This is a genomic window from Streptomyces coerulescens, assembly GCF_042657965.1.
In the GTDB taxonomy this organism is placed as follows: domain Bacteria; phylum Actinomycetota; class Actinomycetes; order Streptomycetales; family Streptomycetaceae; genus Streptomyces; species Streptomyces coerulescens.
In genome coordinates this window covers 1-12,325 of sequence record NZ_JBHSKM010000027.1, presented here as the reverse complement: position 1 = coordinate 12,325, position 12,325 = coordinate 1, and the positions used below count along the sequence as shown (strand labels likewise).

7 protein-coding genes are annotated in these 12,325 nt (G+C 71.9%); all 7 read left to right on the top strand.

The window, feature by feature from the left end:
- On the top strand, positions 1-984 hold a 984-nt coding region (locus ACFPQ9_RS33665), incomplete at its 5' end, for a non-ribosomal peptide synthetase (protein ID WP_380861969.1).
- A 22-nt stretch (positions 985-1,006) separates the two neighbouring features.
- Positions 1,007-1,924 carry an ornithine carbamoyltransferase gene (locus ACFPQ9_RS33660; RefSeq protein WP_380861967.1) on the top strand — a complete coding sequence of 306 codons (918 nt, stop codon included), beginning with the start codon at positions 1,007-1,009 and terminating at the stop codon, positions 1,922-1,924.
- Positions 1,921-3,321: an MFS transporter gene (locus ACFPQ9_RS33655; RefSeq protein ID WP_380861965.1), complete on the top strand. Its 1,401-nt coding sequence runs from the start codon at positions 1,921-1,923 to the stop codon at positions 3,319-3,321. Before ACFPQ9_RS33660 ends, ACFPQ9_RS33655 begins: the two co-directional genes overlap by 4 nt.
- Entirely contained in the window at positions 3,314-4,084 is a 771-nt protein-coding gene (locus tag ACFPQ9_RS33650; RefSeq protein WP_380861963.1) for an ABC transporter ATP-binding protein, read from the top strand. The genes ACFPQ9_RS33655 and ACFPQ9_RS33650 overlap by 8 nt, the downstream gene beginning before the upstream one ends.
- The gene (locus ACFPQ9_RS33645) at positions 4,081-6,570 is read left to right on the top strand and encodes an FtsX-like permease family protein (protein ID WP_380861961.1); all 2,490 of its coding nucleotides are present in this window, start codon (positions 4,081-4,083) and stop codon (positions 6,568-6,570) included. Before ACFPQ9_RS33650 ends, ACFPQ9_RS33645 begins: the two co-directional genes overlap by 4 nt.
- Before the next feature lie 235 nt (positions 6,571-6,805).
- Entirely contained in the window at positions 6,806-7,021 is a 216-nt protein-coding gene (locus ACFPQ9_RS33640) for an MbtH family protein (protein WP_380861959.1), read from the top strand.
- Between the two features lie 115 nt (positions 7,022-7,136).
- Positions 7,137-12,325 (top strand): amino acid adenylation domain-containing protein (locus ACFPQ9_RS33635; protein ID WP_380861957.1); only part of this gene is annotated, 5,189 nt, incomplete at its 3' end.

The window sequence follows — 12,325 nt, the reverse complement described above, 5'->3', positions numbered from 1 at the left end:
GATGACGAGATCGGCGCGCTGGCCGGCAAGGTCGTCGTGGCGGGCGAAGCGTTGCCCGGCGCTCTCGTGGAGCGGTGGCGGCGGGGCGTGGGGGACGGGAAGGTTCTGAACGAGTACGGGCCGACCGAGGCCACCGTGGGTACGTGTGTGTTCCCGCTGGTGGAGGCGTTTGACGGTGTGGTGCCCATCGGCCGTCCGCTGCCGAACGTGGCGATGCGCATCCTGGACGCCCACCTCCGCCCGGTTCCGGTGGGCGCGGTCGGCGAGTTGTTCGTCGGCGGTACCGGCGTGGCCCGTGGCTATGTCGGGGACGCGGCCCGTACGGCGGATCGCTTCGTTCCCGATCTGTACGGGCCGGTGGGCAGCCGGATGTACCGCACCGGGGATCTGGCGCGGTGGCGTTCGGACGGTGCGGTGGAGTTCCTGGGCCGGATCGATGACCAGGTGAAGGTGCGGGGTTATCGCATCGAGCTGGGTGAGGTGCGTGCCGCACTCGTGGCTCGGCCGGAGGTCACGGACGCCGCGGTGATCGTGTCGCAGGAGGACCAGCGGCTGATCGCCTACATCGTGGGCGAGACCCCCGACCTCACGGACGTCCTGCCCGAGTACATGATCCCGTCCGTCTTCGTGCAGGTGGAGGCGATTCCGCTCACCGCCAACGGCAAGCTCGACCGCCGAGCCCTGCCCGACCCGGACGAGACCGCGACCGACTCCTATGTCGCGCCCCGCACGCCCGCCGAGGAGCGGATCGCCGCGGTCTGGACCGATCTGCTCGGCAAGAACGCCAGCGTCTACGACAGCTTCTTCGACATCGGTGGGCATTCCATCCTCGCGGTGCGCCTCGTCTCGCGGTTGCAGCAGGACTTCGACCTCGACCTGCCGATCCGGGTCGTCTTCGAGCGGCCCACCATCGCGCATCTCGCCATGGAGATCGAGGACCGCGTCCGGGCCGAGATCGACGCACAGCTCGCCGAATCCTCCTGACCAACGAGCAAAGGGCATCCGCATGCGGCACCTCATCTCACTGACCGATCTGACCGACGACGATCTGCGCGCGCTGGTCGCCCGCGGGGCGGAGTTCGCCGCCGGGGCGGTCGCCAAGCCGCTGCGGGACGAGGTGGTCGGCGTCTACTTCCGGCGTACCTCCACCCGTACCCGTACCGCCTTCACCACCGGGGCGCTGCGGCTCGGCGCGCAGACGGTGACCTTCGGGCCCGGCGACCTCCAGCTGAACACGGGGGAGACCACCGAGGACACCGGCCGGGTACTGGCCGGCATGCTGGACATGCTGGTGGCCAGGACGTCGGACGCGACGGCGGAACTGCGGACCTGGGCGGCGTCCGGGCCGATGTCGGTGGTGAACGCGATGACCGCCGAGGAACACCCGACGCAGGGGCTCACCGATCTCACCACCCTGCACTGTCACTTCGGCCGCGTCGAGGGCCTGCGGGTGCTGTACGTGGGCGAGGGCAACAACAGCGCCGCCGCGCTCGCCCTGGCCCTGACCCGGTTCCCGGGCACCGAGTTGGAGCTGCGCACCCCGCCGGGGTACGGCCTGGCGGCGGACATCCTCGCCACCGCCGGCGAGCAGGCGGCGCGCAGCGGGGCGAAGCTGTCCGAGCAGCACGACATGGCGGCCCTGCCCACCGGGTTCGACGTCGTGTACACCACGCGCTGGCAGACCACCGGCACCAGCAAACCGGACGCGGACTGGCGCACGGTGTTCGCGCCGTTCCAGGTGTCCGGCGCCCTGTGGGAGAGCAGCCCGGACGCGGTGTTCCTGCACGACCTGCCCGCCCACCGGGGCGAGGAGGTCACCGCGGAGGTGCTGGACGGCCCGCTCAGCCTGGCGTTCACCCAGGCCACGAACAAGCTGCACAGCGCGATGGCGGTCCTCGAATGGTGCCGGGCCGTCCCTTCATGATCAGAAAGCGCAGAGGCCGCCCGAAGGCAAGGGGCAGGCACAAGCTGCCGTCGCTGCGCAGCTACCGCGACTTCCGGCTGCTGTGGACCGGCTCGGCGATGTCGGTGATGGCGGAGCGCTGCTCCGGGATGGCCTTCACCCTGCTGGTGCTCTGGCACACCGGGTCGGAGAGCGCGGCCGGCCTCGTCGGGTTCGCGGGGCTGCTGCCGGCGTTGCTCGTGCAACTGCCGGCAGGCGTCCTGGTGGACCGGCTGAACCGGCGGCGCGTCATGATGACGTGCGTCGTGGTGCGGATGGTCGCCGTGGCGACGGTCGCCGTCTCCCTGCTCGGGGACACGGTGTGGGTGTGGCACATCGCCGTGGTGGCGTTCGTGCAGAGCAGCATGACCGTCTTCTACCAGCTGTCGGAACGGGCCATGGTGCGCAACGTGGTGCCCTCGCGGCAACTGGGCGCGGCGATGGCCACCAACGAGGCCCGCTCCCGCGGCGTCAACTTCGTCGGGCACCCCGCGAGCGGGGCGATGTTCGGTCTGTCCGCCTGGGTGCCGTTCTCGACCAGCGTGGCGCTCTACCTGGCGTCGTTGGTCACCCTGGTGCGGTTGCGCGGCGAGCGACAGCCGCCCCGCCCGCGGCGCACCGGACGCCGGATGCGTTCCGAGGTCGCGGCCGGACTCAACTGGGTATGGGGCAGGGCCTACTTCAGGACGGCGCTGCTGATCATCTCGGTCAGCAACCTGGTGTTCCAGGGGCTGATCCTTACCGTGGCCGTGGTGATCAGGGAGGACGGAGGAGCCGCCGGCACCATCGGGCTGATCATGGCGGCGGGCGGCATGGGCGGGCTGTGCGGGGCGCTGTCGGGCGGCTGGCTGAACCGGCGGCTGGCCATGCGTCAGATCATGATCGTCGCGCACACCGCGTGGGCCGTGGTCATGCCCACAGCGGTGTTTTTCCGGCAAGCTCCGGCACTTGGTGTTCTTTTTTACATAACGTCTTTTATAGGAGCCACTGTTACGGTCTCCGGCATGTCTTACCAGGTGCGCATCACCCCCAACGACATGCAGGGGCGGGTCGGCAGTGTCGTCATGCTCCTGGTGTCCGGGGCGAGTTCGCTCGGCGCGCTCGGTACCGGATACCTGCTGGAGGCGATCGGCAGCCGCCACACCCTCGCGGCGCTGTCCGCGGTGATGGCGGTGCTCGCCCTGGTCGCGGCCGTCGTCTTCAGCAGAGCCGGAGCGGCCCAGGAGGACCGCGCGGACAGCATCGAACCACTGGACGCGGCGCACGCCCCGTCGGAGCCTGCGGCGCTGCCGGCTCCGGACGTGCCCGCGCCGGCCTCCGTCGTGGACGGGACGCCGGCCGATCCCCTCACCCACGAAGCGCGGAGAACCGATGGATGACGCAGTGCGGCTGGAGTCGCTCACCAAGACCTACGGGTCCGGCGACAGCGCGGTGAGCGCCTTGCGCGAGACCAGCTTGTCCTTCCCCCGGGGCAGCTTCACCGCGATCATGGGACCCTCGGGGTCCGGCAAGTCGACCCTGTTGCAGTGCGCAGCCGGGCTCGACCGGCCCACCTCGGGCCGGGTCTTCATCGACGGCCAGGACACCTCGGGCCTGAACGAGACCCGGCTGACCGAACTCCGCCGCGCCTCCACCGGGTTCATCTTCCAGTCCTTCAACCTGCTGCCCTCGCTGACGGCCGAGCAGAACGTGGCGCTGCCGATGCGGCTGGCGGGCCGCAGGCCCCCGCGCGGCGCGGTCCGGCAGGCGCTCGCCCAGGTCGGCCTGGACAAGAAGGCCGGCAGCCGGCCGAGCCAGCTGTCCGGCGGACAGCAGCAGCGCGTGGCCATCGCCCGTGCCCTGGTGTCCCGGCCCGCCGTGCTCTTCGCGGATGAGCCGACCGGCGCCCTCGACCTGTCCACCGGCCGTGAACTCCTGGTCACGCTGAGGGCGTTGGCCGGACCGGGCGGAGACACCACCGGCGCCTCCGGCACCGAGGACCGGGTGACCACCACCATCGTCATGGTCACCCACGACCCGAACGTCGCCGCCTACGCGGACCGTGTGCTGTTCCTGGCCGACGGCAGACTCGTGGGAGAGCTGCTCCAGCCGACCGCCGATGACGTCGCCGCCCGCATGACGCACCTGGCGGTGTCCTCGTGATCAGGGTTGCCTTCCAGACCCTGCGGGCACGCTGGGTCTCGTTCCTCGGCACGGTCGTCGCCCTCGTCCTCGGCGTGGCGCAGGTCGCGGCCATGGGACTGCTCGTGACGACGGCGTTCGACCTGCCCGACCGGCCGGTCGAGCGCTTCGCCGGCGCCGACACGGTCGTACGCCCGCTGTCGGACGGCTGGGACTCGGCCCACCACGACCTGGGCGTGCGCTCTCCCGAGGCGGCCCGCGGGCTGAGCACCGAACTGCGCGACCAGGTCGCCGCGACCGGCGAGACCGTCGTCGACCGCTCCTTCTACGCGCAGTTGCGCGGCGGCCCCGAGGACCAGGTCGGGCACCCGTGGGCGGTGGCCCGCTTCGGCGGCTACCGCCTCACCGACGGCGCCGCGCCGACCTCGGACGGGCAGATCGTCGTCCCCTCCGACCAGGCCCGCACCGGCGACAAGGTGACCGTACTGACGGCGTCCACCGTGCGGACGTACACCGTCAGCGGCACCGTCGCCCCCGTCGGCTACGAGGACGCCGTCTTCTTCTCCGAGACCGAGGCCGCGCGGCTCTCCCCGCGGATCGACTCGCTGGTGGCGCTCGGCGCCGGGGACGCGGTCCGGGACGCCGTCGGCGGCAAGGCCGACGTCCTCACCGGCCAGGACCGGCACAAGGCCGACGCCAGCGAGGCCGAGGACCGCGAGACCCTCGACAACACGATCACGCTGGTGCCGGTGATGGCGAGCGTCGCCGGCACCACCGCCATCTTCGTGGTGGCGTCCACCTTCGCCTTCGCGGTCGTCCAGCGCCGCAGGGAGGTCGCCCTGCTCCGCGCGGTCGGCGCCACCCCCAAGCAGGTGCGGAAAATGGTCCGCAACGAGGCCCTCCTGGTGGGCGGCGTGGCCGCCGCCGTGGGCACCGTACTCGGCCTGTTCGGGGCCCAGTTGCTCGCCGACATGCTGATCTCCATGGGGGTGTCGCCGGACTGGTTCACCGTCACCCCGTCCCTGCACTGGACCGTGCTCGCTCCGCTCGCCGCCGCCTTCCTGGTCGGGCTGCTGGTGTCCGTCGGCGGCGCGGCCACCGCGGCCCGCCGCGCCGGTTCCATCCAGCCCGTCGAAGCGCTGCGGGAAGCCGCCGTGGACGACACGGGCGTCACCCCGGGCCGCGCCCTGCTCGGCGCCGTGGCCCTCCTCGGAGGCGTCGGCTGGACCGCCTGGATCGCCACCGGCTCCCCGGTGACGGTGCTCTCGCCCACGGTGTACGTGGTCTCGCTGATGGTGCCGGTGCTGGCGGCGGCCGTTCTCGCCCCGCTGGCCGTGGGCCCGTTGGCCCGGCTGCTGATGTGGCCGTGGCGCCGCGCGAACGGCCCCACCGCGATGCTGGTCCGGGAGAGCGCGCTGACCGCCCGCCGCCGGACCGCGGCGACGGCCGCGCCGGTACTGCTCACCGTGGGCCTGGCGTTCTCCCTGCTCGCCGCCACCGACTCCCTGGGCGCGGCCCGGGACAACGGCCTGCAGAACCGGATCGTCTCCGAGTACGCCCTCGCCCCCGACGACACCCCCGGCATCAGCACCGAGGTGATCGACCGGGTCGCCGAGGTGCCCGGCGTACAGATCGCCGCGCCCCTGCTCACCACGGTCTACTGGAAGGACGAGGACCGCTACGACGAGAACGACGGCCTCGTCGTCGACCCCGAGGCGCTGAAGCGGACCATGGACCTCAAGGTGGTCGAGGGCTCTCTCGACGACCTCGACGACAACAGCATGGCCGTCGCCGACCTGTGGCACATGGACCTCGGCTCCACCCAGACCGTGCTGATGGCCGACGGCAGCACCCAGAAGCTGAAGGTGGCCGCCGTGTACGAGGCGCTGCGCGGCGAGGACGTGGCCTATCTGCCGTCCCGGTTCGCCGACACCGCGCTCTTCGCACGCGACGGCCTGGCCCGCCGTGCGTACATCAGCCTGGACGAGGGCACCGACCGCCAGGCCGCGACCGCCGCCATCCGCAAGGCGGTCGAGGGCAGCGGCGCCACCTTCATGACACGGGACGAACTGGTAGCCTCCGAGGCCGCCTACGCCCGGCACCTGAACGAGGTCAGGCAGCGCTCCACCGCGGTGATCATCATGCTGTTCTGCTTCATCGCGATCCTCAACACCCTGCTGATGGCCACCGCGGACCGCCGGCGCGACCTGGCGGTCCTGCGGACCGCGGGTGCCACCCCCAGGCAGGTGCTGCGGTTCTTCGTCGCCGAGTCGCTCCTGGTGTCCGCGATCGGCGTGGTGCTGGCGCTGGCCGCCACCGCCGTCAACCTGGCCGGGCTGTGGGGAGCCCTGCTCCAGCTCTTCGGAACCACCCCGATCGTCGTGCCGTACGCGGTGGTCACGGGCGTCGCGGTGGTCTCCACCCTGCTCGCGCTGCTCGGCACGGTCCTGCCGGTCAGCGCGGCGCTGCGGGCCCGAGCCGTGCAACTGATCGGAGCCCGCGAGTAAGAACACTCCGGCACGCCGAGTAGAACACTCCAGCACGCCCCAGCACCCCCTTTACCACCCCGGACCCACACGGCCCGGTCCCGAACCCCCGTCGGGACCGGGCCGTGTGCCGTCTCGGCGGCTTGTGCCTTTCCCCGACAGATCCCCGCTGGAGCCATAAGAGAGCCGATAAGAGCCCCGGTATAGGTCGCCGTCGGACGCTGGACGAGCATCCGACCACCGAAGGGACACCGTCATGGCTGACGAGCAGACCGACCACCACATCTACCGGGTCGTCCTCAACGACGAGGAGCAGTACTCGATCTGGGACGCGGACCGGGAACTGCCGGCCGGCTGGAAGGCGGAAGGCACCGAGGGCTCGCGGCGGGACTGCCTCCAGCGGATCGAGGAGGTCTGGACCGACCTGCGGCCGGCCAGTCTGCGCCGGCGCATGGAGCAGGCCGGCGCCTGACCGCGCCGCACGGCCCGCGGTGCCGGCAGTGGCGCCACACCGCACATCACCCAGCACCACGCAGGCACCACACGAGACACGTCGTACGGAACAAAGGTCGGGAGGGGCGCTCAGCATGACCACGGGCGAAGTCCGCACGGGCGGACAGGTCGACGGCAGTGGAACGGCCGACGGCAGCGGATCGGTCGACAGCAGGCGTGAGGAGCTGGTGCGGGCCAGGCTCGCCGGGGGCCGCGGCGGCCGGCGAGCCGCCGTCACCCCCGTCGACCGCGACGGCCCCCTCGCCCTCTCTCACGGGCAGCAGCAGATGTGGTTCCTCAGCCGGCTCGACCCGGACAGCTGGGAGTACAGCGTCCCCGTGGCGCTGCGGCTGCGCGGGCAGCTCTCCACGGAGCTGCTGCGCCGGGGCTTCCAGGAACTGGTGGCCCGCCACGAGATCCTGCGCACCCGCTACCGCCTCGACGGCACCGAGCCGGTCCAGCTGATCGACCCTCCCGGCGACTTCGACCTCCCCGTCGACGACCTCACCGGCACCGGCACCCTCGCCGAACGTGAGGAGCGGGCCCGTCTGCTGGCCGAGGCCGAGCCGGGCCGCCCGTTCGACCTGACCGACGGCGCCCCGCTGCGGGCCCGGCTGATCCGCGTCGCGCAGGACGACCACCTGCTGGTCGTCGTCTTCCACCACGTGGCCTGCGACGAGTGGTCCGTGGGGCTCTTCCTCGGCGAACTGGCCGCGCTCTACGAGGCGTTCGGCCGCGACGAGCCCTCACCGCTGGCCCCGCTCCCCGTCCAGTACGCCGACTACGCGGCCTGGCAGCGCCGCCGCCTCGACAGCGGGGAACTCGACCGACAGCTCGACCACTGGCGCGAACGGCTCGCCGGCCTCACCCCGCTGGAGGTGCCGACCGACCGCCGGCGCCCCTCCACCCGGTCCTACGCCGGAGACGCCGTCCCCGTCCACCTGCCGGCCCCCCTGACCGGCCGGCTGCGCGCCCTCGGCGCGGCGCACGGAGCGACCCTCTTCCACACCCTCCTCGCCGGCTTCCAGGGCCTGCTCTCCCGCTACACCGGCCGCGACGACATCGCCGTGGGCACGGTCGTCTCCGGCCGCAACCGGCCCGAACTCGAAGGGCTCATCGGCTACGGCATCAACACCCTGGTCCTGCGCGGCCGGTGGCAGGGCGACCCGACCTTCCGGCAGCTCCTCACCGGCGCCCGGGAGACCGTCCTGGACGCCTTCGACCACCAGGAGTTCCCCTTCGCCCGTCTCGTCGACGAGCTGGCCCCGGCCCGGGACATGTCGCGCACCCCGCTGTGCCAGGTCGCGTTCACCATGCACCGCGAACGCACCACCGGCTTCACCCTGCCCGGCGTCGACACCGAGACCCTGACCGCCACCTCCCAGGTCTCCCGCTTCGACCTCACCCTCCAGCTCCGCGAGGCCGACGACGGCTCCGTCAGCGGCACCCTGGAGTACAGCACCGCCCTCTACGACCGGACCACCGTCGAGCGCATCGCACGGCACCTGGAACGGCTCCTGGTGTCCGCCGAGGCCGACCCCGACCGCCGTCTGTCCCGTCTGGCCATGCTCGACGACACCGACCTCGCCGTCCTGCTGCCCGAGATCCACACCTTCCCCGCGCCCACCCGCTGCATCCACCAACTCGTCGAGGAACGCGCCGCCGCCACTCCCGACGCCGTCGCCGTCGTCTGCGGCACCGAAAGCCTCACCTACGCCGAGCTGAACACCCGCGCCAACCGCCTCGCCCACCACCTGCGTTCACTCGGGGCGGCCCCCGGCCGTCTCGTCGGCGTCGGCCTCGACCGCGGCCCGCTCCTGGTGCCCGCCCTGCTCGGCGTCCTCAAGTCCGGCGCCGGCTATCTGCCCCTGGACCCCGAACACCCCACGGACCGCATCGCCTACACCCTCCGCGACGCGGGCGCCGACCTCGTCGTCACCTCCACCGGGCACGCCGCCCACCTGCGCGAAGCCGCCGACGGCCGGCTCGTCGTCCTCGACGACCCGGACGAGGCCGCCGCGCTGGCAGCCGCCGCCGGGCACGACCCGGACTCCGGCGTCCACCCCGACGACCTCATCTACACGATCTACACCTCCGGCTCCACCGGCCGGCCCAAGGGCGTCGGCCTCAGCCACACCAATGTGCTGCGCCTGTTCACCGCCACCGAGGAGCACTTCGGCTTCGACGAGCACGACGTGTGGACCCTCTTCCACTCCTACGCCTTCGACATGTCGGTGTGGGAGATCTGGGGCGCCCTGACCTACGGCGGCCGGCTCGTCGTCGTACCGCCGGAGGTCTCCCGGTCCCCGGAGGACTTCCTGCGGGTGCTGGCCGACGAGAAGGTCACCGTCCTCAACCAGACCCCGTCCGCCTTCCGCAGCCTGGTCTCCCTGGCCGCCGAGAACCATCCTCTGGTCCCCGAACTCGCCGTGCGCGTCGTGTCGTTCGGCGGCGAAAGGCTCGACGTCCCCGCCCTGCGGCCCTGGGTGGAGCGCCGCGGCCTCGACGTCACCGCCATCGCCAACCTGTACGGCATCACCGAGACCTGCGTGCACACCACGTTCCACCTCGTCACCGAGGCCGACCTGGACGCCGAGACCGGCAACCCGGTCGGTGTGCCGCTGCGCGATCTCCAGGTCCACCTGCTCGGCCCGCACGGCGAACTCGTGCCCGTCGGCGTGCCCGGCGAGATCCACGTCGGCGGACCCGGCGTCGCCCTGATGTACCTGGGCCGCCCCGCCCTCACCGCGGAACGCTTCGTACCCGACCCCTACGGCACCCCCGGCACCCGCCTCTACCGCAGCGGCGACCTCGCCTCCCGGCGTCCCGACGGCAGCCTCGACTACCTGGGCCGCATCGACCACCAGGTCAAGATCCGCGGCCACCGCATCGAACTCGGCGAGATCAAGGCGGCCCTCACCACGCATCCCCGGGTCCGCGACGCCGTGGTCGTCGCGCGCGAGGACACACCCGGCGACCGCCGCCTCATCGCCTACGTCGTTCCCACCGGCGACGCCGTCGCCGCGCCCAGCGAACTGCGCGCCCTGCTCGCCCGGACCCTGCCGGACTACATGATCCCGGCCGCGTTCCTGGTCGTCGGCCGTATCCCGCTCACCGTCAACGGCAAGCTCGACCAGGCCGCCCTGCCGGCCCCCGACCGCAGCGCCCTCGGCGTCGACGCCGTGCACGTCGCGCCGCGCACGCCCGCCGAGGAGGAGATGGTCGCCGTCTGGCGCGAGGTCCTCGGGGTGGAGACCGTCGGCGTCGAGGACAACTTCTTCGACCTGGGCGGCGACTCCCTGCGTGCCGTCGCCCTGGTCGGCGCCCTGCGGGGCAGCGAGTACGACGTCACCGTCCGCGACGTCTTCGAGCACCGCACGCCCGCGGAACTCGTCGCCTTCGTCACCGGCCGCCCCGCCCCCGCCGCCCCCCGGCAGCCCGTCGCCCCCTTCGCGCTGCTCGGCGACGACGACCGCGACCGGCTCCCCGAAGGACTGGTGGACGCCTACCCGCTGGCCCAGGTGCAGCTCGGCATGGTCGTGGAGATGCTCGCCGACGACGGCCGCAACCACTACCACAACTCCACCTGCTTCCGGATCCTCGACGAACAACCCCTCGACCCGGACGTCCTCCAGCGGACCGTCGACACCGTCCTGGCCCGCCACGAGATCCTCCGCTCCAGCTTCGCCATCGAGGGCTACTCCGTTCCGCTCCAACTCGTGCACCCCGCCGGCGACGTGACCTCACCCGTCGTCGCGCGGGACCTCACCGGGCTGGACGCCGACGCCGTCGAAGCGTCACTGCGCGCCTACATGGCCGAGGAACGCACCCAGCTCTTCGACCTGACCCGTGCCCCGCTGATCCGCTTCACCGGCCACGCCTGCGACGACGGCTCCTGGTGGCTGACCCTCACCGAATGCCACGCGGTCCTCGAAGGATGGAGCCACCACTCCCTCCTGATGGAGATCGTCACCACCTATCACGCCCTGCACGCAGCCGAGCCCCTCCCGGACCCGGACACCCCCGACATCCGGTACGCGGACTTCGTCGCCGCGGAACTCGAGTCCCTCGCCGCCGACGAGGACCGCGCCTACTGGCAGGGCATCCTCGACGAGCACGCCCCCTTCGAGATCCCCTCCGGCCTCGGCGACGATCCGGCCACCACCCCCCGCGGCCTCAACCGCTCCTGGGTGCCCTACCACGACCTGGAGACCGGCCTGCGCACCCTCGCCACCCAGGCCAAAGTGCCCATCAAGAGCGTGCTGCACGCCGCCCACCTCAAGGTGATGAGTCAGCTCACCCCCGAGGAGGCATTCTGCACCGGCCTCGTCACCAACGCCCGCCCGGAGGCGGCCGGCGCGGAACGCGTCTACGGCGTGTATCTCAACCCGCTGCCGTTCGCCCACCGGCGTGGCGCCCGCACCTGGCGCGAACTGGTCCGTCAGGTCTTCGACCAGGAGATCGAGGTCTGGCCGCACCGCCGCTACCCCCTCGGCGCGATGCAGCGCGAACTCGCCCACACCGAACGACTCGTCAACGTCCGCTTCAGCTACCAGAACTTCCGCCAGGTCGACCAGGACCTCGTCGACTACCCGGCCACGATCGACGACAGCCCCACCGAGTTCCCGCTCGGCGTCTCCACCCGAGCCGGCTTCATGGTGATCACCGCCCACCGCCACTACTTCGACCGCGCGGCGGTGGACCGGCTGGCGGCGATGTACCGGGCGGTGCTGGAGTCCATGTCCGCCGACGTGGACGGCGACGCCCGCGAGACCTTCCTGCCGACCGGCGAACGCGAGCGGGTACTCACCGCTTGGAATGACTCCGGGGTGCCGGTGCGCGAGGTCTCCGTACCGGAGTTGATCGCGGAGCAGGTGGCGCGGCGGCCGGATGCGGTGGCGGTGGAGTCGGGCGGTACGGCGTTGTCGTTCGCGGAGTTGGACGTGCGCGCGAACCGTCTGGCGCATCGGTTGCGTGAGGCGGGGGTGGGTGTGGAGTCGTCGGTGGCGGTGTTGCTGGATCGGTCGGTTGATCTGGTGGTGGCGTTGTTGGCGGTGTGGCGTGCGGGTGCGGGGTATGTGCCGATGGATCCGGTGCTGCCGGCCGGCCGTATCAGCGGGATGGTGGCGGATGCCGGTGTGCGGGTGGCGGTGACGTCGCGTGTATATGCGGACCGGTTCGAGGTGCCGGTGGTGGAAGTGGAGGACGACTTCTCCGGTCTGCCCGACACCGCGCCCGAGGTGGGCGTGGATCTGGATGCGGTGGCGTACACGGTGTTCACGTC

Coding starts and splice junctions, on each gene's coding strand:
- ACFPQ9_RS33655 (WP_380861965.1), top strand. CDS start 1,921: ATGATCAGAAAGCGCAGAGGCCGCCCGAAGGCAAGGGGCAGGCACAAG.
- ACFPQ9_RS33650 (WP_380861963.1), top strand. CDS start 3,314: ATGGATGACGCAGTGCGGCTGGAGTCGCTCACCAAGACCTACGGGTCC.
- ACFPQ9_RS33640 (WP_380861959.1), top strand. CDS start 6,806: ATGGCTGACGAGCAGACCGACCACCACATCTACCGGGTCGTCCTCAAC.
- ACFPQ9_RS33660 (WP_380861967.1), top strand. CDS start 1,007: ATGCGGCACCTCATCTCACTGACCGATCTGACCGACGACGATCTGCGC.